This is a genomic window from Leisingera aquaemixtae, assembly GCF_019801145.1.
Taxonomy (GTDB): domain Bacteria; phylum Pseudomonadota; class Alphaproteobacteria; order Rhodobacterales; family Rhodobacteraceae; genus Leisingera; species Leisingera aquaemixtae_A.
The window spans coordinates 83433-103654 of the sequence record NZ_JAHVJQ010000013.1 but is presented as its reverse complement, the minus strand read 5'-3'; the positions used below and the strand labels follow the sequence as shown (position 1 = coordinate 103654).

23 protein-coding genes are annotated in these 20222 nt (G+C 63.7%); 9 read left to right on the top strand and 14 right to left on the bottom strand.

Going from position 1 to position 20222, the window contains the following annotated elements; genetic code table 11:
- Window positions 1-24 precede the first annotated feature (24 nt).
- Window positions 25-1221, bottom strand: coding sequence for an NnrS family protein (locus tag KUW17_RS21340; RefSeq protein ID WP_222482328.1), 1197 nt, complete (start codon window positions 1219-1221; stop codon window positions 25-27).
- A gap of 243 nt (window positions 1222-1464) precedes the next feature.
- On the opposite strand from KUW17_RS21340, the gene KUW17_RS21335 reads away from it, so the two are divergent.
- The gene (locus KUW17_RS21335) at window positions 1465-2160 is read left to right on the top strand and encodes a Crp/Fnr family transcriptional regulator (RefSeq protein WP_222482327.1); all 696 of its coding nucleotides are present in this window, start codon (window positions 1465-1467) and stop codon (window positions 2158-2160) included.
- A gap of 60 nt (window positions 2161-2220) precedes the next feature.
- On the opposite strand, the gene KUW17_RS21330 is transcribed toward KUW17_RS21335, so the two are convergent.
- From KUW17_RS21330 to KUW17_RS21315, 4 genes are all read right to left on the bottom strand, one after another.
- A complete protein-coding gene (locus KUW17_RS21330) occupies window positions 2221-2742 on the bottom strand; it encodes a GNAT family N-acetyltransferase (RefSeq protein WP_222482326.1) in 522 nt (173 codons plus the stop codon).
- Window positions 2743-2846: 104 nt separating this feature from the next.
- Entirely contained in the window at window positions 2847-3293 is a 447-nt protein-coding gene (locus KUW17_RS21325; RefSeq protein ID WP_222482325.1) for a GNAT family N-acetyltransferase, read from the bottom strand.
- A gap of 14 nt (window positions 3294-3307) precedes the next feature.
- A complete protein-coding gene (locus tag KUW17_RS21320) occupies window positions 3308-3565 on the bottom strand; it encodes a YjhX family toxin (protein ID WP_222482324.1) in 258 nt (85 codons plus the stop codon).
- A gap of 300 nt (window positions 3566-3865) precedes the next feature.
- Window positions 3866-4075, bottom strand: coding sequence for a hypothetical protein (locus KUW17_RS21315; protein WP_222482323.1), 210 nt, complete (start codon window positions 4073-4075; stop codon window positions 3866-3868).
- A gap of 124 nt (window positions 4076-4199) precedes the next feature.
- Between KUW17_RS21315 and KUW17_RS21310 the strand changes: the two genes are divergently transcribed.
- From KUW17_RS21310 to KUW17_RS21285, 6 genes are read left to right on the top strand one after another with little or no spacing between them, the layout of a single operon-like run.
- Window positions 4200-4652 (top strand): c-type cytochrome, encoded by a 453-nt coding sequence (locus tag KUW17_RS21310; protein WP_039183591.1) that lies wholly within the window; start codon window positions 4200-4202, stop codon window positions 4650-4652.
- A 12-nt stretch (window positions 4653-4664) separates the two neighbouring features.
- Window positions 4665-6008 carry a cbb3-type cytochrome c oxidase subunit I gene (locus tag KUW17_RS21305; RefSeq protein WP_222482322.1) on the top strand — a complete coding sequence of 448 codons (1344 nt, stop codon included), beginning with the start codon at window positions 4665-4667 and terminating at the stop codon, window positions 6006-6008.
- 3 nt (window positions 6009-6011) lie between these two features.
- Window positions 6012-6806, top strand: coding sequence for a CbbQ/NirQ/NorQ/GpvN family protein (locus KUW17_RS21300; RefSeq protein ID WP_222482321.1), 795 nt, complete (start codon window positions 6012-6014; stop codon window positions 6804-6806).
- Between the two features lie 4 nt (window positions 6807-6810).
- Window positions 6811-8691 carry a nitric oxide reductase activation protein NorD gene (locus KUW17_RS21295; RefSeq protein WP_222482320.1) on the top strand — a complete coding sequence of 627 codons (1881 nt, stop codon included), beginning with the start codon at window positions 6811-6813 and terminating at the stop codon, window positions 8689-8691.
- A gap of 1 nt (window position 8692) precedes the next feature.
- Entirely contained in the window at window positions 8693-8866 is a 174-nt protein-coding gene (locus tag KUW17_RS21290) for a hypothetical protein (RefSeq protein ID WP_167592837.1), read from the top strand.
- Window positions 8863-9087, top strand: coding sequence for an NnrT protein (locus KUW17_RS21285; protein ID WP_222482319.1), 225 nt, complete (start codon window positions 8863-8865; stop codon window positions 9085-9087). Before KUW17_RS21290 ends, KUW17_RS21285 begins: the two co-directional genes overlap by 4 nt.
- A 126-nt stretch (window positions 9088-9213) precedes the next feature.
- Here the strand turns inward: KUW17_RS21285 and KUW17_RS21280 are convergent, their stop codons facing one another.
- Window positions 9214-9462, bottom strand: coding sequence for an EF-hand domain-containing protein (locus KUW17_RS21280; RefSeq protein ID WP_222482318.1), 249 nt, complete (start codon window positions 9460-9462; stop codon window positions 9214-9216).
- 321 nt (window positions 9463-9783) lie between these two features.
- Here KUW17_RS21280 and KUW17_RS21275 point away from each other — a divergent pair, with 321 nt between their 5' ends.
- Window positions 9784-10908: a GNAT family N-acetyltransferase gene (locus KUW17_RS21275; RefSeq protein WP_222482317.1), complete on the top strand. Its 1125-nt coding sequence runs from the start codon at window positions 9784-9786 to the stop codon at window positions 10906-10908.
- Window positions 10909-10997: 89 nt separating this feature from the next.
- Here KUW17_RS21275 and KUW17_RS21270 read toward each other — a convergent pair whose 3' ends face one another.
- The 8 genes from KUW17_RS21270 to KUW17_RS21235 form a co-directional block, all read right to left on the bottom strand.
- Window positions 10998-12140 (bottom strand): M56 family metallopeptidase, encoded by a 1143-nt coding sequence (locus KUW17_RS21270; RefSeq protein WP_222482316.1) that lies wholly within the window; start codon window positions 12138-12140, stop codon window positions 10998-11000.
- Window positions 12130-12546: a BlaI/MecI/CopY family transcriptional regulator gene (locus tag KUW17_RS21265; RefSeq protein ID WP_019298165.1), complete on the bottom strand. Its 417-nt coding sequence runs from the start codon at window positions 12544-12546 to the stop codon at window positions 12130-12132. The genes KUW17_RS21270 and KUW17_RS21265 overlap by 11 nt, the downstream gene beginning before the upstream one ends.
- A gap of 245 nt (window positions 12547-12791) precedes the next feature.
- Window positions 12792-13070 carry a DUF2160 domain-containing protein gene (locus KUW17_RS21260; protein WP_222482315.1) on the bottom strand — a complete coding sequence of 93 codons (279 nt, stop codon included), beginning with the start codon at window positions 13068-13070 and terminating at the stop codon, window positions 12792-12794.
- Window positions 13070-13867, bottom strand: a complete 798-nt coding sequence (locus tag KUW17_RS21255) for a carbohydrate ABC transporter permease (RefSeq protein ID WP_222482314.1) — start codon at window positions 13865-13867, stop codon at window positions 13070-13072. Before KUW17_RS21255 ends, KUW17_RS21260 begins: the two co-directional genes overlap by 1 nt.
- A gap of 13 nt (window positions 13868-13880) precedes the next feature.
- Window positions 13881-14744 carry a carbohydrate ABC transporter permease gene (locus KUW17_RS21250; protein WP_039189202.1) on the bottom strand — a complete coding sequence of 288 codons (864 nt, stop codon included), beginning with the start codon at window positions 14742-14744 and terminating at the stop codon, window positions 13881-13883.
- On the bottom strand, window positions 14744-15844 hold the full coding sequence (locus tag KUW17_RS21245) for an ABC transporter ATP-binding protein (RefSeq protein WP_222482313.1): 1101 nt from the start codon (window positions 15842-15844) through the stop codon (window positions 14744-14746). Before KUW17_RS21245 ends, KUW17_RS21250 begins: the two co-directional genes overlap by 1 nt.
- Before the next feature lie 7 nt (window positions 15845-15851).
- A complete protein-coding gene (locus tag KUW17_RS21240) occupies window positions 15852-16916 on the bottom strand; it encodes an ABC transporter ATP-binding protein (RefSeq protein ID WP_222482312.1) in 1065 nt (354 codons plus the stop codon).
- A 156-nt stretch (window positions 16917-17072) separates the two neighbouring features.
- Window positions 17073-18806, bottom strand: coding sequence for an ABC transporter substrate-binding protein (locus KUW17_RS21235; protein ID WP_222482311.1), 1734 nt, complete (start codon window positions 18804-18806; stop codon window positions 17073-17075).
- Window positions 18807-19072: 266 nt separating this feature from the next.
- Between KUW17_RS21235 and KUW17_RS21230 the strand changes: the two genes are divergently transcribed.
- Window positions 19073-20191: a class I SAM-dependent RNA methyltransferase gene (locus tag KUW17_RS21230; protein WP_222482310.1), complete on the top strand. Its 1119-nt coding sequence runs from the start codon at window positions 19073-19075 to the stop codon at window positions 20189-20191.
- Window positions 20192-20222 lie beyond the last annotated feature (31 nt).

Genomic DNA, 20222 nt, shown 5'->3' with positions numbered 1-20222 from the left:
TATTGCCGCACCCTCAGGCGCGGCCTAGGGCTGTGCTTTCGACACCTTCTTCGGGCCGAGCCGCCGGGTGACAAGCCAGGGGCCGGTTTTCAGCACCATCAGCGCAAAGCCTGCGGTCCACAAGACGGCAGAGACCGTGATGCCGTCCCAGCCAGCGGCCAGTTCCGTGCTGCCCGCGATGCGCGCCGCGGCGGCGCCCAGCAGCAGCATGAAGGCAACGGTCAGGGCAGGGCCGGCCGCCAGCGGACGGCCGCTGTGGCCCATGGTGGCGCGCATCATCACCGCAAGCGTCATGCCGCCAATGGCACCGATGCCCAGGATATGCGCCGCCGCCGCCGGCTCCAGCAGTCCGAAGGGGACGCCGCCCGCAGCGATCAGCCCCGCGGGTATCAGCGCATAGGCCAGGTGCAGCATCAGCAGCAGCGGATCGGGCAGGGTGGCAAGGCCGCGCCAGCGTGCCAGCCGCAGCGTGTGCAGCAGGCCTGCACCCAGCAGAAGCGCGCCGCTGACAGCGGCCCAGGGCGCCGCGGTCCAGGCCAGCAGCGCCGCCGCGCCGAAGACCAGCGTCACGGCGTCGAATTTGCCAAAGGGCACCGGCATCTTTTCCGCCCCGTGCTTGGCCAGCCAGTTGCGGGTGAAGCTGGGGATGATCCGGCCGCCGATCAGCATGATCAGGAAGATCAGAACCGCAATGCCCAGGCGGCGCGAGACATCGGCCGCGCCCCCGGACATCGCCTCGATGTGGAAGCAGGCGTTGGCCACGCCCAGCAGGGTGACCGGCACCAGGACCTTGAGGTTGCGCCAGTTTTCACCGGCGATGATTTCCCGCGCGATCATGGCAATCACCGCGGCCAGAAAGGCGCAGTCGGCAGCCATCACCCCCAGCGCGGGCAGCCCCAGCCAGCCCGCCGCCGCCAGCCGCCCCAGCAGCCACAGGCCGGACAGCAGCGCCAGCGGCCAGCCGCGCGCGGGCAGCCGCCCGGTCCAGTTCGGCACCGCGGTGAACAGGAAACCCGCCACCACCGCAGCGCCATAGCCGAAGATCATCTCGTGAATGTGCCAGTCGGAAGGCTGGAACACGCCGCTGTATTCCAGGCCGCCCTGCCAGATCAGCAGCCAGGCGGGAACCGCCAGCAGGGCAAACAGGCAGGCGCCCAGGAAAAACGGCCTGAAGCCGAAGGAAAAGAGAACAGGTCCGGTGTATTCGGTTCGCGCAGCCATGAAGGCCTCCAAGCGTCCGGGCAGATGAAAGGCGGGCGGCACTGGTCAGGTGCCGCCCGCCGGCTCAGCGCAAGGGACGCAATCTTTCGCCGAACCCCGTGGATCAGCACCGGCGGGCAGGGAGGAGGGAGGCTCTCCCGGTTCCGGATTCCCGTTTTTTCCCGCACGGTTGTTTCCTCTGGCGTCACTATGCGATAACGGCGGGGTGATCTCTTTGTCCTTCAGCAAACTTGCGGTGCATTCTTGTCCAAGCTCGACGAAAGCCTCCTGACCGGGCTGCCGCCCTTCAGCCTCCTGGAGCGCAGCCAGATCCGCGAAATCCTCGATCAGGCGCTGCCCAAGCGCTATGACGAGGGGGCGGAGATCTTTCACGAAGGCCATGACGCCGAGCGGTTTCACCTGCTCTTGGACGGCTACATCCGGGTGGTGAAGACCACCGAGGGCGGCGAGCAGATCATCGCGCTGCATATTTCACCCGGCCAGCTGTTCGGCATCGCGCCGGCACTGAACCGCGACACCTATCCGGCCACCGCGGTGGCGGCCTCGGAATCGCTGGCACTGTCCTGGCCGGTGCGGTTGTGGGGAGAGTTTACCGCCAAGTACCCGGGTTTTGCCTCCGAAAGCTACAGCACCCTGGGCCAGCGGCTGGGGGAGATGCAGACCCGGATCACCGAGCTGGCCACCCAGGCGGTGGAGCAGCGGGTGGCGGCGGCGCTCTTGCGGATGGTGAATCAGTCGGGCCGCAAGGTGGAGGAGGGGATCGAGATCGCCTTCCCGGTGACCCGCCGCAACATCTCCGAGATGACCGGCACCACGCTGCACACCGTCAGCCGCCTGCTGTCGGCCTGGGAGAAGGACGGCATCGTGCATTCCACCCGCAAGCACATCGTGGTCACGGCCCCGCATAGGCTGGTGGTGCTGAGCGGGGCGCAGGGGTAGGGGGCAAACCAGACATCCGGCATAGAACGCCAAATGTCTGGTTCAGGATGAAACCTGGCGTCACTCGCGCCCCGATGTGTCCCACCAATGCGGTTGCATGAACTGCGGGATCGCCTGTGTCTTGCCGCTCAGTTTCCCGACCGTTCCGGGTGTCAGCTCAAGTGCCATCCATGCCTCCGGTGCTGTCAGCAGATCCGGGTAAGGCGTCTGTTTGTCAGTCGGCGCAAAACCATACCGAGGGTAAAAGGCCGGGACGCCCAGCACGAACACAGCATCCGCTCCAATAGACTTCAGGTGTTCGATACTGGTTTCCATCAACTCCTTGCCAACGCCGTGGCCTTGGAAGACCGGTGACACGCCGCAAGGTGCGAGCAGGTAGCACTTTATGTCCGGGCGGTCCTCGAAGACAAATGGCGTGAACAGCACGTTACCTGCAAACTGCCCGTCGCGTTTTACACTGATCGAGACCGTGTCCGGGTGGTTGAGGAAGCTTTCCGCAAGTTTTGCGATTTCCGGTCCTTCTTCTTCGCCGAATGCCAGGCGGTGAACATTTATGATGCTCTCTTTTATCGTTTGGTCCATTTCAGTATTCCTTGTGATGAGTGGTTCGCGCGCCGGGCAATGACGTTGCATGCGGCGCGCACCGGTTGGCCATCCCCCGCAAGGGACGGCCTGTTGAAAGAGAGTCAGGCACCGGGCATTGACATCTTCCGGTTTACCTGTCCGGACGGTTCATGGATCTCGTCCTTGATAAACTCGAAACCGTAGCGTTCGTAGAACGGCCGCCCGATGGCGTTGTCGCGGAAGACCTCGACCTTCAGCGGCCCTTTCAGGCCAACGGCATGATCGACAAGCGTCTTTCCATACCCTCTGCCATGCCTGGATGGGTCCAGAAACAGGCCACCGATTTCATTGCCAAGCAGGGCAATGAAACCAATGACAGTTCCTGCTTCCTCCAGCACATAGGTTTCCGCATTGGGCAGATAGATGTCGCGCATTGCCTGCCGCACCTCTGCCACGAATTCCCGGGTGAGGAACGGATGAGCGAGCGCGTTGGCCTTTTGCCAAACAGCAATCACCGTCTCGGTGTCATCGGCGTGATAGGGGCGGATCGAAATAGTGTTGTCTGTCATTTGCTTACCCTTGTCTATCGCTGGTTCATTTGCGCACGCACGGATTGGTTCCCTAAATGCGTAATGCGATAGGGGTGGCCATTCTTCGATTTGATGAAGCGCTTGTCTTTCAGGCGCTTGAATACGTCCATCGTGCAGGCTGAGAAGACAAAGCCGTCACGTGTAAAACACTGAACGGATTGCACCTTACCATTGTCAGCGCGCGTGTATTTTATCTCGCCACCTAAGGCGAGCTCATGCAAAACACGTTGCTCGTGCTTTGAGATGTTCATTGGGATGTCTCGATTTTATGAAAGCACAGAAACAGGGCACCCAGCGTAGCGCGTGAGTGTGCCTATCTTTGTTGGTGTTCCTGAATTTGCTTCGCCAGGAACGGGCGTTAGGCCCGGGTCTCTTTCATAAAATCTCCATTGCAAGAGGCAACTCGCCTCAAGCGCCTCTCGTACTTAGGCTCCAACTTTAGAAACGTCAATTGGCTTGGCAAAGGAGCGGCGCGAATCCAGCGGAGCTTCGCTGCAGGGGAATCCTTGGTGCGTTTGGGCTCGCTGAGGTCACTCCTTCCAAAACGCGGGCTATGCCCCCACCATCCCCCGCAGCTGCTCCCGGAACGCCATCTCCTCCAGCCCGTATTCCTCGCAGGCGTCGATCAGCGTGTGGAACGGCGCGATCGGGCAGCCGGGGCAGAGCATCTGGCGGCGCATGAATTCGCCGGCGCAGTCGGGCCAGTGGTGGAACAGTTCTGACAGGGGCAAGTCGGGGTCGTCGAAGTCGGGTCGGCGCATCGGGCTTCCTCCTTTTCCTGCATCTTGCGTGCAGCAATGCGCCCGGTCTTTGCGCTTCAACAACATATGAGACGGTGCGCGGGTTTACGCAGAATACATCCGCAACTGTACTCAGGACCGCGATATGTCAGAGATACTTACCAAGTCGCGGGCCAGGAACGTGTTCTACGGGGGCTCCTTGTTCTTCGTCGTCGTGTTCGTGGCCATGACCGCGCATAGCCACCGATTCATCGTAAACAAATCCACAGCTGGCATGGAGCTGACCGACGAGGTGCGCCAGGGCAAGCACGTGTGGGAGCGCCACTCCTGCATCAACTGCCACACGCTGCACGGCGAGGGCGCCTATTTCGCACCCGAAGTCGGCAACGTCATGACCCGCTGGGGCGTGCTGGACGACCCCGAAGGCGCCTATGAAATGCTCGACGGCTGGATGAAATCGCAGCCCTCCGGCGTCGAGGGCCGCCGCCAGATGCCGTTCTTCGACCTGACGGAAGAAGAGACCAAGGCCTTGTCCGAATTCCTGCGCTGGGCGGATCAGACCGATACCCAGAACTGGCCGCCGAACGACGCAGGCTGAGGGAGAGAAACAATGAAATATCAATCTCAAAAAGTGGCCTATGCCTATTTCATGGTGGCAATGGGCCTGTTTGCCATTCAGGTTCTGGGCGGCCTTCTGGCCGGCTGGATCTATGTCTGGCCGAACACGCTGAGCGAGCTGCTGCCGTTCAACATCGTGCGGATGCTGCACACCAACGCGCTGGTGGTCTGGCTGTTGCTGGGCTTCTTCGGCGCCGCCTATTACCTGATCCCCGAGGAATCCGAGCGTGAACTGTTCTCGGTCAAGCTGGCCTATATCCAGCTGGCGATTCTGGTGGTCGGCACCTTGGGCGCCGTCGGTTCCTACCTCGTCGGCATCCACGGCGGGCGGGAGTTCCTGGAACAGCCCTTGTGGGTCAAGTTCGGCATCCTGGTTGCGGCGGTGATCTTCCTCGTGAACATCTCGCTGACCGTGCTGGCGGGCCGCAAGACGGCGATCACCAACATCCTGCTGATGGGTCTGTGGCTGCTGTCGCTCTTGTGGATCTTTGCCTTCATCAACCCGGACAACCTGTCGCTCGACAAGATGTACTGGTGGTTCGTTGTCCACCTGTGGGTGGAAGCCACCTGGGAACTGGTGATGGCCGCAATCCTCGGCTACCTGATGCTGAAGCTGACCGGTGTTGACCGCGAGGTGGTGGAGAAATGGCTCTATGTCATCGTTGCCCTGGCGCTGTTCTCCGGCATCCTCGGCACCGGCCACCACTTCTTCTGGATCGGCACCCCCGGCTACTGGCAGTGGATCGGCTCGATCTTCTCGACCCTGGAAGTGATCCCGTTCTTCGCGATGATGAGCTTTGCCTTCGTCATGGTCTGGAAAGGCCGCAAGAACCACCCGAACAAGGCCGCGCTGCTGTGGTCGCTGGGTGCATCCACCGTGGCGTTCTTCGGCGCCGGCGTGTGGGGCTTCCTGCACACGCTGCACGGGGTGAACTACTATACCCACGGCACCCAGATCACCGCTGCGCACGGGCACCTCGCGTTCTACGGCGCCTACGTGGCGATGAACCTGGCGATGTTCACCTATGCGATGCCGCAGCTAAGGAACCGTGACCCCTATAACCAGGTGCTGAACATGGCGTCCTTCTGGCTGATGACCGGCGGCATGGCCTTCATGACCTTCGTGCTGACCTTTGCCGGCACCATCCAGACCCACATGCAGCGCATTGTCGGTGAATACTTCATGGACGTGCAGGACCAGCTGGGACTATTCTTCCTCATGCGCCTCGGCTCTGGCGTGGTGGTTGTGCTGGGTGCACTCCTGTTCATCTACGCAACCGTGGTGGTCCGCCGCGAAGTCATCAAACCCGGCCCCGCGGCCGTGGCGGGAGAGTAAGCCATGAACGCTATGAACATGCCTTCTGTTCCCTTCTACCGTCCCGCAGGCGATGAATGCACCGTCTTCGAGATGGCCCAAGCAAACGGTCTGCCCCTTCTTTTGAAGGGGCCCACCGGCTGCGGCAAGACGCGGTTCGTGGAACATATGGCAGCCCGGCTCGGGCTGCCCCTCCACACCGTTGCCTGCCATGACGACCTGTCGGCCGCCGACCTGATCGGGCGCTACCTGCTGAAGGGCGGCGAGACCGTCTGGGTGGATGGCCCGCTGACCCGCGCGGTGCGCGAGGGCGGCATCTGCTACCTCGACGAGGTGGTCGAGGCCAGGAAGGATGTGGCGGTGGTGCTGCACCCGCTGACCGACGACCGCCGCCGCCTGGTCATCGACCGCACCGGCGAGGAGCTGGCCGCGCCCAAGCCCTTCATGCTGGTCGCGAGCTACAACCCCGGCTACCAGAACATCCTGAAGAAGCTGAAGCCCTCGACCCGGCAGCGCTTCCTGTCGATCGGCTTCGACTTTCCGGAAGCTTCCGCCGAAACCGCGGTGGTTGCTGCCGAGAGCGGGCTGGACGAGGATCGATCCGCTGCGCTGGTGCGGCTGGCGGGCCATATCCGCAAGCTCTCCGGCATGGACCTGGAGGAAGGTGTCTCCACCCGCCTCTTGATTTACGCCGCCACGCTGATTGCCAAGGGCATGAGCGTGGAGCGCGCGGTGGAGGCCGCCATCATCGAACCCCTCAGCGACGAGGCCGACGTGCAGCAGGCGCTGCGCGACCTTGCCGCCAGCGTCTACGGGTGATGCCATGATTCACGCTCTCGACCTTCTGGAACCCGAAGAAACGGTTGGCAACCTGTGGCATGGCATGGCCACACGGATCGGCGCCGCAGAGGATGGTGCTGAGCACACCGTCCGGTTCGAGGACATGCGCGCCAGCGTTGCGGCGCTGTTCCGGGCGTTGGGCGGGGCCGGGGGCGTGGAGATCCAGGTGGCGCCCGCGGTGTTGTCGGACCATCGCCCGGACCGGCTGCGCCGCATCGGCACCCCTCGGGAAATGGTATACACCGCCAGTTTCGACGGCGAGCGCCTGCGCCTGCCGCCGGAAATGTCTGTTTTTCCCAGCCCGGAGTTGAACCGCAAGGCCTACCTGTGGCTGGCCGCAATGGCCGCCTCGATCGAATTGCCTGAGCGCAACGAAGACCGGTATCAGGCCGATCAGCTGGAGATCGCTGCCAATGCCCGCGCTGCGGACAAGGTGTTTGCCGCCTGTCCCGGGCTGCGGTCTGCCTATGGCGCCTTCTGTGCCCATATCGCGGAGACCCGCAAACGCAACGGCCTGCCGCGTTCCGAAGCGCGGATCGAACGGATGGTGCTGGATCAGATCGGCACCGACTGCCGCATCGCCGAGCCTTGCACCTGCACCGCGCCGCGCGGCTACCGGACCTATCAGCCGGTGCCGTTCTGGCTGCGCCTGCCGGTGCCGCAAGCGGGCAGGGGGGCAGCCCCCGCAGCGGATGAGGAGATGAAGACTCCGGGCCTTGCCGTCTCCACTCGCAAAACAGCCAAGCGGCAGGATCAGGACCAGACCACCCGCAAGGACAGCTTCATCGTCCACCGGTTCGAGTCTATCCTGTCCTGGGCCGAAAGCCTGAACATCAACCGGATGGTGGATGACGACGACAACGAGAACGCCCAGAAAGCGGCGGAGGATCAGGACAACCTAACCCTCTCGCAGCACATGAAGCGCGCGGCCTCGCGGCTGCGGATCTCGCTGGACCTGTCGCCGCAGGACGCCGAGCATGAACGGCTGGCGGGGCAGTTCACCTATCCCGAATGGAACCACCGGCTGGGCAAGCACATGCCCGCGCACACCTGTGTGCTGGAGGCCGAAGGCAAGCCCGCGGACAGCTTCCATCCCGATCCGCGGCTGGTCGCCCGGGTGCGCCGCCAGTTTGCGCCGCTGCACCCGCGCCGGGTGATGCTGCCGCGGCAGCTGGACGGCGACGAGCTGGACCTGGAGGCAGTGGTCAAATCCCATGTCGATCTGGCCTGCGGCCAGCAGGGCAGCGACCGGGTCTGGCAGGCCAGCCGCCCGATGGCCCGCGACCTGAGCGTGGCAGTGCTGATGGACTGCTCCCGCTCCACCGAGGCCACGGTCGGCGACCGCCCGGTGATCGAGACCGCCCGCGAATCCCTGGCAGCGCTTGCAGGCGGCATTGCCACCGCGGGCGACCGGCTGGGCATCTGGGGGTTCTCCTCCCTGCGCCGCGACCGGGTGTTCCTGACCCGCGCCAAAGGGTTCGAGGATCCGATGTCCGAGGCGGTCACCGCCCGCATCGGCGGCTTCAAGCCCGGCCACTACACAAGGCTCGGCGCGGCAATCCGCCATGCCTCCGCCCAGCTGGCAGAGGAAGGATCCGAACGCCGCCTGCTCTTGGTGCTGACCGACGGCAAGCCCAACGATCTGGACCACTATGAAGGCGTGCATGGCATCGAGGACAGCCGCATGGCGGTGCGCGAGGCGCGCGCCCTGGGCCAGTCGGTGCATGGTGTGGTGATCGACGCCGACGGGCAGGACTGGTTTGCCCGCATCTTCGGGCGCGCGGGTTTCACCCTCTTGCCCGACCCGGACAGGCTGCCGCGCGCACTGCCGGAAATCTATCAATCCCTGACCATGGAGCACTGAGATGAAACGCATCCTCTCTTTGGCCCTGCTGGCCCCCTCCAGCGCCTTTGCCGCCACCTTCGAGCGCCCGATCCCGCAGCCGCAGACCGAAACCGCGGAATTCTGGTTTCTGATAGGCTCTATCGCCCTGATCGTCAGCCTGGGGTTTGTCCAATACCTGGTCAGCCGGCGATGACACCGCGGCCTTCCTGGCGGCTGCTGGCGGCGCTTTACCCGTTCGGGGCGGGTGCGGCGGCCATCAACATCTTCTTTGCCTCGCTGATTGGCAGCTGGATCGGCTGGCGGGTGCTGACCCCCTATGAATCGGTGGCATGGGGGCTGCTGCTGGGCTTGCCAATAACCTATGTCTTTGCCCGCCACATCGAGCGGCTGAAGCGGCAGGCGGACGGCGGCTGACCGTCGCGGCGGCATGAAACAGACAAGGCCCTGCACAGCAGGGCCTTGTCTTGTTTGAGATCAGGTGAACAGCGGAAAAGGCAAGGCGGCCCGTTTTGCGAGGGGGGTAGCCGCCTTGCCGCGGGATCAGCCAGCCGCTGCCAAGAGGCCGGCTTCCTCCGCTGCCTTCACCTCGGTCAGATCCGCCTCGCCGTCGGCATCGGCGTCGATGGTCGCAAAGGTTTCCTCTGTCAGGTCGGGAAACACTGCCTGCAGCTCTTCCAGCGAATAGGTGCCATTGCCGTCGGTATCGGCCTCGGTGATGGTATCCATCGCCGCCAGCGGCGAAGCGGCCAAAGCAGCAAAGGCGGCGGCGGTCAGCGCAAATTTGTTCATGTGAGACACTCCATTCAATTGTTTTTGGTCTTCCTGAGGCCGCGGTCTTCCGCGTGCCGTGGGCCAGTGCTAGGCCGGCGAGGCGCCCGCTTCCATGCTCTTGCCGCGGGGCCAGGGTTTCCGGCGCGGGGCTGCCGGATTGGCCCGGTCCGCTCGGCGCTTTGCCGCCCCGGAAACGGGCTGGTCCTTTCTCCGCCCACGGCCGGGCATCGCGCTTGCGGTAATCTGCCTGCCGCAAGCGCTGAAATTTCCGCCGCGCGCGTGGAAAAGGCCCGGCAGCCGTCTAGATTGCTAGGTGTGTGCTGAGGAGCGGCGGGTATCGTGGCTGCAAGGACAGAAATCATTACCAGTCTTGATGCGCTGGAAGCGCTGCAGCCTGCCTGGGCAGAGCTGCACGGCGCCTCTGGCGGCGGCCCGTTCTCGTCGATGGATTGGATGCTGGCCTGGACCGCGGCCTTCGGCAGCGAAGCGGTGCCGCGGATCGGCTGTGCGTGGCGTGACGGCCAGCTGACGGCGGCGCTGCCGCTGGGGCTGAAACGGGAACCGCTGTGGCGGGGCGGGCCGCGCCTGCGTAAACTTTCGATGCTGTGCAGCAACCGGGCCGGGTTCCACGATGCGCTGGCGGTTCCGGGGCATGAGGCGGATGCCGCCGCGCTGCTGGAGGAGATGCTGGCGGCCCGGGATTGCGATGTCGCGGACCTGGCCCCGATGCGGGCCGCTGGCGCCTTTGGCTGGGTGGCCGCGGCGCACCACGGCGGCCATTTGCGCAGCCGCCAGCGCCAGGAGCTTCGCGCAGCGCTTTGCCGCCATGACGACGGGCTGGAGGCCTGCCTGGCGCGGCGCAGCCGGAAATTCCGCCGCTTGCTGCGGGCCGGGCACCGGGCGCTGCAGCAAAGGGAGCACGAAATCCTGACCGCAGACAGACCGGGCGGCCGCGCGGACCGCATCCTCGACGGGGTGCTGGCCCTGTCGGCGCGCAAAGCCCGCCTGGGCACCGGCGGCGGCAGCAGCCAGCGCACCCGCGTGTTCTTCGAGGAGCTCTGGCGGCGGCTGTCGGCCCGCGGCAGGATGGTGCTGCATCTGCTGACCATTGACGGCCGCCCCGCGGCCAGCAGCCTGTGCGCCGAGGCGGGCAGCATATCCTACAGGCTGGCTCTGGACTTCGACGTCACCCATGGCCGGGTATCCCCCGGCCGGATCATGGCCTGGCGGGGGATCGAAACCGCCGTTGCACGCGGGCTCAAGGCCTCCAATACCCTGCGTTCGACGCAGTTTCTGGACCACCTAGGTGACAGTTACGAGACGTTCCACCGGCTGCGCATCTGCCGCCGGTACCGCCGGGCCGACCTGTGGCTGGCGGTGCGGGAACTGCTGCGGCCAGTGGGGCAGAAAGCGCGCAAGCTGCAGCAGCTGGCGCCCCGGAAAAATTCCGCTTTTGTTGGCTGAAAATGCCGGAGGCAGGATGAAACTGCCGCCCCGGCCCGCGGGCATGGCAAAAGGCAGGCCGGCCCGGTCAGCTCAAATCGGCGGCAGGTTTATTGCGACGGGACAGCAAAGCCGCCGTTGAGTGCGCTGACGGCAAGGTCCGGGGCGCTGTTGCGGGTTGCCATGCGCTCCAGGTTGACGATGGTCGACAGCATGATGCGGTCATGGCTCCAGTCGCTGGGGCGCTGCAGCAGCATCGCCGTTGCCAGCACCACGCCGGCCATCGCCAGGGAGACCAGACCCCAGCCCAGCGAGTTCGGCCCCCGCGGCTGAACCGCCGTCACCGCGATGATCCGCCGTTGCAGCGACGCGCCGCGGCGGGTTTCGCGGCGGTCAACCAGCGCCACTGCAGGGCTGCGGCGCATGAACAGGGCCGGGCCGCGGGCTGCATGAGCGCAGGCGCGGATCAGGCATTCGCAATAGGCGCGCACATCGAAAGAAGGCCGCGCCATCAGCGCCTGGTCACAGGCGAACTCGCGCAGCAGCCGCACCTCTCGGCGCCACAGGTAAAAGGCCGGGTTCCAGAACAGCAGCGGGCGCAGCATCTCCAGCAGAAACTCGCATTCGATGTCGCGCTGGCGGAAATGCTGCAGCTCATGGGCGATCGTCAGGCGCAGGTCGCGCGGGTCGTTCAGCAGCGACGAGGGCAACACCACATAGCGGCAAAACGGCCCGCGGGTGGAATAGGCCACGCGGATATCATCGGACACCATCAGCTGTACCCGGCCGATGCGTTTCCAGACAAAGGCACCCGCCAGATTTTGGCGCAGCCGGAAGACGGAAACCGCCACATGCGCCAGGCAGATCAGCGCCCCGGCGGCAAAACCCGCGGCAATCATCTGCGCCCAGGCCGGCTGCAGACTGGTGAGGCCGCGCACCGCATCCTCGCGCAGGCCGAGGGTGGCCTCGAACGTGCCGGCGCTCATGCTGACGTTGCCCTGCAGATACTGCGAGACCAGCATGTCGGAAAAGTTCGGCGGATGGGCGATGACAAAGCGGGTGAACGCCAGGATCAGCACCGGCGAGGCCGCCAGCAGCACCGTCATGCTATTCAAAAGCCGCAGCTGCGGCCGGTAGGCGCGCCCCAGCGGGCTGCGCGCCAGCGCCTTGCGGGCGGCGAACCACAGCAGGGTGCCCGCCAGCAGCAGGATATTCAGATCAATATAGGCATTCAGCAGAACATCAGCGTTCATTATCCCCCAGCCTTTCCTCCAAGAGCGCCCGCATCTCCTCGAGCATCTCGTCGGTCACATCCTCATCATCGACCAGCCGCGCCACCAATGCGGCGGGCGCGCCGTTGAAAAGCTTGCTCGAAAGGTTTTTCAGAGATGTTTTCTGATACTCTGCCTTGGGAACGGCGGGGCGGTAGACCAGGGAGCGGTCCTTGCGCTCGCTGGTGAGGAAGCCCTTCTGTTCCATGATCTTGAGAACCGTGGCCACCGAGGTGTAGGCGCGTTCCTGCATCTTGTTCAGCTCGGCAAGGATATCGCGCACGGTGCCGCCGCCCATGTCCCAGACGACGGTCATGAATTCCAGCTCAACCTCGGTCAGCAGGGAAGTGTCGTGTTTCTTGCGCATCGCCTCGGCAGTCCGGCTCATTTGATCGTTCCAGTCATGCTAGGGGAAGCAGGCTTCCGTGAAAACTATTTTTTTAGAAGATGCGCGGCGGCGGGGCTTTTGTTGTCAAAATGTGCGCTGCCGCGCGAGTCTTCTCAGCAGGTTGCGGGGTGATGGGCCAGTCTTCGGGACGGTGCCTGGCGCATCGGTTCAAGGTTTTGACTGAGAAGGCCTTGAAGGGCAGGTTTGCCTTCAAGGCCTGTCCCGATTTTGTTTGGGATCGCTGGTCAGACCTTCCAGAAGCAGAAGACGCCCCAGGCGATCGACAGCCCCAGCGGCCACCACAGCGGCATCCCCACCAGTCCCAGCCAGGCCAGGAAGATGTAGGAGGTCCCCAGCAGGCTGATGAACAGCCGGTCGCCGCGGGTGGTGGTGAGGCCGAGCACGCCCTTGCGGGCCGCGCCGCCGGGGTGGCGGATTTCGGCGATGATCAGCACGCCGATGGCGCTGAAGATGCCGATGAACAACAGGGCAGTGGGCCAGGTCCAGGCCATCCATGAAAGCATTACACCCTCCCCATCGCGAAACCCTTCGCGATGTAGTTGCGGACAAACCAGATCACGATGGCGCCCGGAATGATTGTCAGAGTTCCCGCAGCCGCCAACAGCCCCAGTTCATAACCCGCGCTGGAGGCGGTCTTGGTCATGGTGGCGGCAATCGGCTTGGCGGCGACGGCGGTCAGGGTCTTGGCCAGCAGCAGCTCCACCCAGGAGAACATGAAGCAGAAGAAGGCTGCCACACCCACGCCCGCCTTGATCGACGGCACAAAGATCGTCGCAAAGAAGCGCGGGAAGGAATAGCCGTCAACGAATGCGGTCTCGTCCAGCTCCTTGGGCACGCCGCCCATGAAGCCCTCCAGGATCCAGACTGCCAGCGGGATGTTGAACAGGCAGTGTGCCAGTGCCACAGCCAGGTGGGTGTCGAACAGTTCGACGGCGGAGTAGAGCTGGAAGAACGGCAGGGCAAAGACGGCCGCAGGCGCCATCCGGTTGGTCAAGAGCCAGAAGAACAGCTGCTTGTCGCCCAGGAACCGGTAGCGGCTGAAGGCATAGGCCGCCGGCAGCGCCACCGCGATGGAGATCACCGTGTTGATCGACACGTAGGCGATCGAGTTGATGTAGCCCCAGTACCAGCTGGGATCGGTGAAGATGGTTGCGTAATTGTCCAGCGTGAAAGTCTGCGGGAACAGCGAGAAGCCCGACAGGATTTCATTGGTCGTCTTGAAGCTCATCGCCACCAGCCAATAGATCGGCAGCATCAGGAACAGGATATAGACGATGGGGACGATGGATCGTTTCTGCATCTGGATCCCTCCCTTAGTTCAGATCGTCCTTGGTCATCAGCGTGTAGAACAGCCAGGAGACCAGGAGCGTGATTGCGAAATAGATGAGCGACATGGCAGCAGCGGGGCCGAGGTCGAACTGGCCAAGCGCGATTTTCACCAGGTCGATCGACAAGAGCGTGGTGGAGTTGCCGGGGCCGCCGCCGGTCAGCACGAATGGCTCGGTGTAGATGTTGAAGCTGTCCATGAAGCGCAGCAGGATGGCGATGGTCAGCACCGTCTTCATCTTCGGCAGCTGAATGAACCGGAACACCGCCCAGTTGGAGGCGCCGTCGATCTTGGCCGCCTGATAGTAGGCGTCGGGGATCGACACCAGACCGGCATAGCTCAGCAGCACCACCAGCGATGTCCAGTGCCAGACGTCCATGGTGACGATGGTTACCCAGGCCGCAACCGGATCCTGCGTCATGTCATAGGAGATGCCCAGCACATGGTTCAGAAAATAGCCCAAGAGGCCGATGTCGGGCAGGGTGAAGATGTTCCACATCGCGCCGACCACGTTCCACGGGATCAGCATCGGCAGCGCCATCAGCACCAGGCACACCGGAACCCAGAAGCCCTTGCGCGGCATCGACAGCGCAATGGCGATGCCCAGCGGCACCTCGATGATCAGGATCAGGAAGGTGAACATGAATTGGCGGCCAAGCGCCGCGTGGAAACGGTCGGAGCGCAGGATCTGCTGGAACCAGTCCAGCCCCTGCCAGAAGAACACGTTGTCACCAAAGGTCTCCTGCACCGAGTAGTTGACCACCGTCATCATCGGAATGAGCGCGTTGAAGGCGACCAGCGCCAGCACCGGCAGGACAAAGAACCAGGCTTTCTGGTTTTCGGTTTTCATCAGGCTGCTCCTTGTTCGCCGGTGGCATTGGCCGGGGCGGTGGCAAGCCAGCCGTCCACGTAAAGCCGGGTCATGTCCTGGCGGAAGGCCAGATGCACGGCGCTGCCTCTTTCCGGTGCAGCGCCTTCAGTCACGGCGTTGATGCGGCAGCCGCCAGCCTCGCATTCCACCACCGTGTGGCGGCCGATGTCAGAGACCTTGGTGACCGTGGCGGGCAGGCCGTGGTCCGCCAGCGAGACGAACTCCGGGCGGATGCCGATTTCGGTCTGGCCGTCTGCTGCACCCCGGATGGGGCCTTCGAGTGCAATCTGCTGGCCGGCAAACACGGCAGCGCCGTGCTGCAGCTCGCAGGGCAGGATGTTCATCCCGGGCGAGCCGATGAAATGGCCGACAAACGTATGCGCGGGGCGCTCGAACAGCTCCACTGGTGTGCCGATCTGCACCACCTCGCCCAGCTGCATCACCACCACCTGATCGGCGAATGTCAGCGCCTCGGTCTGGTCGTGGGTGACGTAGATCATCGTTGCCTTCACCCGCTGGTGCAGCTCCTTCAGCTTGGAGCGCAGCTTCCACTTCAGGTGCGGGTCGATCACGGTGAGCGGTTCGTCGAACATCACCACGTTGACGTCCTCGCGCACCAAGCCGCGGCCCATGGAGATCTTCTGCTTGTTGTCGGGGCTGAGGCCCGCGGCCTTCTGCTCCAGCATCTCGGTGACTTCGAGCATCTCGGCAATTGCCATCACCCGCTTGTGCACGGTGGCCTCGTCCCGGCCGCGGTTCCTGAGCGGGAAGGCCAGGTTGTCGTAAACCGTCATGGTGTCGTAGATCACCGGGAACTGGAACACCTGGGCAATGTTGCGCTGGTCCGGGGGCAGGGCGGTGACGTCGTTGCCGTCGAACAGGATCTGGCCCTCGGACGGCACCAGCAGGCCGGAGATGATGTTGAGCAGGGTGGATTTGCCGCAGCCCGAGGGGCCGAGCAGCGCATAGGCGCCGCCGTCGGTCCAGTCGAGATCGATTTCCTTCAGCGCGTAATCCGAGTCGGATTTCGGCGTCGAAAGATAGCTGTGGCGCAGTTTGGAGAGAGTTATTTTAGCCATTGATGCCTCACGCCGCGCGGCTGCCGTCGGGGGCAAAGAAATATGCCTGCGCGGGATCCATGTAGAAGTCGTGCAGCTCACCCACCTGGTAGGGGTGGACGCCGTGGGCCAGCGAGACCCAGCTGCCGGAGCCCATGTCGAAATGGGCAGAGCTTTCAGAGCCGGAGAGTTCTGTCACCTGCACCTGGCCCGACAGCTGCACATCAGCGCCGTTGCGGGGCTGCGGCAGCACGTGGTGCGGGCGTATCGCAATGGTGTAGGTGCCATCGGCCAGTCCTGCGGCGGCGCCGGCCAGCTCCCAGGTGACACCTGCGCCCAGCCGGGCCATGCTGCCCTGCTTGGTGATGTCGGCGGTGTTGATCGGCGGGTCGGAGAACACCCGTGCCGCATCGACATTGCCGGGGTTGCGGTAGATCTCTGCGGTGGGGCCGAACTGGGTCACCCGGCCGTCGCGCATCAGTGCGGTCTTGCCGCCCAGAAGCAGCGCCTCTTCGGGTTCGGAGGTCGCATAGACCACGACCGCGCCACGGCCGGCAAACAGCTCGGGCAGCTGGTCGCGCAGCTCCTCGCGCAGCTTGTAGTCGAGGTTGGCCAGCGGCTCATCCAGGAACACCGCGCGGCTTTCCTTGGCAATCGCGCGGGCCAGGGCGCAGCGCTGCTGCTGGCCGCCGGACAGCTCATGCGGGCGGCGGTGCAGCATAGGCTTCAGCTGCAGGATCGCCGCGGCTTCCTCGACGCGGGCCTCGATTTCCGACTTCGCCATTCCAGCCACCTTCAGCGGCGAGGCGATGTTTTCGAAAACCGTCATGTGCGGGTAGTTGATGAAGAACTGATGCACCAGGCTGATGTTGCGCTTCTGGGTGCTGAGACGGCTGACATCCTCTCCATCCATCAGCACCTGGCCGCTGGCCATCGGGTCGAGACCCGCCATCAGTTTGATAAGAGAGGTCTTTCCGGAGCCGGTGGCGCCGAGGAGGACGTTGAAGTGACCGGGCTCCAGCAGCAAGGAGGTTTCCTTGATGTGCTGAATGGCGCCGACGCGCTTGGTCACACCCTTGAGTTCGAGTGCCATCTTGCTTTGACTTTCCGGCAGGCGGCCTGTTTGCGCGCGGGGCAGGGGCGCGCTCTTGTCTTGGGGAAGAAGGCCCCGGAAGACGGGAAAGGGTCTCCGGGGCCTGATGCAGCCCGGCCAGATGATGGGGATCGCTGGCCGGACCGGGAGGAGGCCTTAGTTGGTTGCCCAGCGGGCCACCAGTTCGTCATAGTTGACGGTCTGGCCCTGCGGCTTCTCGTTCTCCAGCGGCGGTTTGGCGCCGCCATTGGCGTACCACCACTCCGCGTCTTTCTCTTCGTTCAGGCGCGGGCCGCAGCCGCCATAGACATTCGCCTGCTCGTCTGCGCGCTGCATACGGGCCATGGTGATGTCCATTTCCTCGGCCAGACGGTCCATTGCTTCCTGCGGCGTGAAGGCGCCGGAGTTCACGTCACCGATCTGCTGCCACCAGATCTGGGCCAGCTTCGGATAGTCCGGCACGTTGATGCCGGTCGGCGACCATGCCACACGGTCAGGCGAGCGGTAGAACTCGACCAGGCCGCCCAGCTTGGGTGCGCGCTCGGTGAAGCTTTCGTGGTTCACGGAAGAGTCGCGGATGAAGGTTAGGCCAACGTGCGATTTCTTCACGTCCACGGTCTTGGAGACCACGAACTGGGCGTAAAGCCAGGCAGCCTGGGCACGGTCCAGCGGGGTGGATTTGAGGAAGGTCCAGGACCCCACGTCCTGATAACCGACCTTCTGGCCTTCTTCCCAGTAGGGGCCGTGCGGGCTGGGCGCCATCCGCCACAGCGGGTTGCCGTCGCCGTCAACGGTGTTGTTGCCTTCGGATTGCGGCTTAACCATGTCGGCGGTGAAGGCGGTGTACCAGAAGATCTGCTGCGCCACATTGCCCTGGGCCAGTGCCGGCAGCGACTGGTAGAAGTCATAGGACGCGGCACCCGGAGGCGCGTATTTGCGCAGCCATTCGTCCCACTTGCGGATCGCGTAGACCGCTGCCGGGCCGTTTGCCGCGCCGCCGCGGGTCACGCTGGCACCAGCCGGGTTGCAGGAGCCTTCTTCCATGCGGATGCCCCATTCGTCGATCGGCACACCGTTCGGCTCACCTTTCGAACCGGCACCGGCCATCGACAGCCAGGCATCGGTCATCCGCCAGCCAAGGTCCGGCGCGCGCTTGCCGTAATCCATGTGGCCATAGATCGCGGTGCCGTCGATTTCCTTGACCTGCTCGCTGAAGAACTCGGCGATGTCCTCATACGCGGACCAGTTGACCGGAACACCCAGGTCATAGCCGTATTTTTCCTTGAACGCGGCCTGCAGGTCTTCGCGGTCGAACCAGTCCTTGCGGAACCAGTAGAGGTTCGCGAACTGCTGGTCGGGCAGCTGGTACAGGTCGCCGTCCGGGCCGGTGGTGAACTGGGTGCCCATGAAGTCATCCAGGTCGAGACCGGGGTTGGTCACGTCCTTGAACTCGCCTGCCATCATGTCGGTCAGGTTGTAGGCCAGCTGCAGACGCGAGTGGGTGCCGATCAAGTCGGAGTCATTGACGTATGCGTCATAGAGGTTCCGCTTGGTCTGCATCTGGGTCTGCACGGCCTGAACGACCTCGCCTTCACCCAGGATCTGGTGGTTCACCTTGATGCCGGTGATTTCCTCGAAGGCCTTGGTCAGCACTTCGCTTTCGTAGCTGTGGGTCGGGATGCCTTCCGACAGTACGTTGATTTCCATGCCCTTGTAGGGCTCGGCCGCCTTGATGAACCACTGCAGCTCCGACAGCTGTTCATCCTTGGTCAAAACCGACGGCTGGAATTCTTCATCAATCCATTTTTTGGCCGCCATTTCGTCGGCATAGCCAATTGATCCCGCAACCACCGCACAAACGGCTGCTGCGGAGAGAAGATACTTACGCATCTTTTCCTCCCTGAAAGTCTCTTGAGGCCAGTTGCGCGTTGGCTGCACCTGACTGGCATAGAGCTTTCATAGGTTGGATTATGTTGTCAAACTAATTTTTTAGTAATGAGTAATGATATGAATTTATTGCAAAAATTGTGTCGCCATTGGGCGTTCGCGCAATGCCGCAACGCAGCATCTGCGGTTGTGACGCGGCGGAAATTTCCCTCATGGCGGGATCGGAAAAAACAGTCGCCGCGGCTGGGCTTTGCGTCTAAGGAGGGCGCATGACGCAAGAAAGCACATTCGAGATCTTCCTGACCGCACCGCCGGGACTGGAACAGGCGCTGCTGGCCGAGGCCAAGGAGCTGGGTTTTGCCACCCCCAAGGCAGTGCCGGGCGGGGTCACAGTGCAGGGCAATTGGAGTGAGGTCTGGCGCGCCAACCTGTGCTTGCGCGGCGCCGCACGGGTACTGGCCCGGATCGGCGAATTCCGCGCCTTCCACCTGGCTCAGCTCGACAAACGGTCGCGCAAGTTCGCTTGGGGCGACGTGCTGCGCCCCGACGTGCCGGTGAAGGTGGAGGTTGCCACCAACAAGAAGTCCAAGATCTACCACGCCGGCGCCGCTGCCCAGCGTGTGGAAAAGGCAATTGCCGAAACCCTCGGCGCCCCTGTCACCAAGGACGCGGAACTGACGGTCAAGCTCAGGATTGAGGACAACCTCTGCGTCTTTAGCGTCGACACCTCGGGCGAGGGTCTGCACAAGCGCGGCCACAAATCCGCCGTTGGCAAGGCGCCAATGCGGGAAAACCTCGCTGCTCTGTTCCTGCGCGAATGCGGCTATGACGGGGCTGAGCCGGTGGTGGACCCGATGTGCGGCTCCGGTACCTTCGTGATCGAGGCAGCCGAGATCGCCAAGGGCCTGCTGCCCGGCCGCAGCCGCAGCTTTGCCTTTGAGCAGCTGGCAACTTTTGATGCGGACGCCTGGGCAGAGCTGAAGCAGCAGGGCGAGGCGCGCGAAACGGACCTGCTGTTCCACGGCTCCGACCGCAACGCGGGCGCCGTGGAGATGGCAGCCGCAAACGCGGACCGGGCGGGCGTGGACGATTGCACCCGTTTTGCCCAGGCCGCGGTCAGCGACCTGCAGCGCCCGGAAGGCCCGCCGGGCCTGGTCATCGTCAACCCGCCCTATGGCGCCCGGATCGGCAACAAGAAACTGCTCTATGCCCTTTACGGCGCATTGGGGCAGGTGCTGACGGAGCGCTTCTCCGGCTGGCGCGTGGGTATCGTCACCTCGGAAACCAGCCTGGCCAAGGCAACCAATCTGCCGTTTCTGCCGTTTGGTGCGCCAGTCGCACACGGCGGTCTGAAAATCCGTCTGTTCAAGACCGGTCCGCTGCCCTGAGGCGGCCGCCCCGGCGGCTCATTTTGTGACG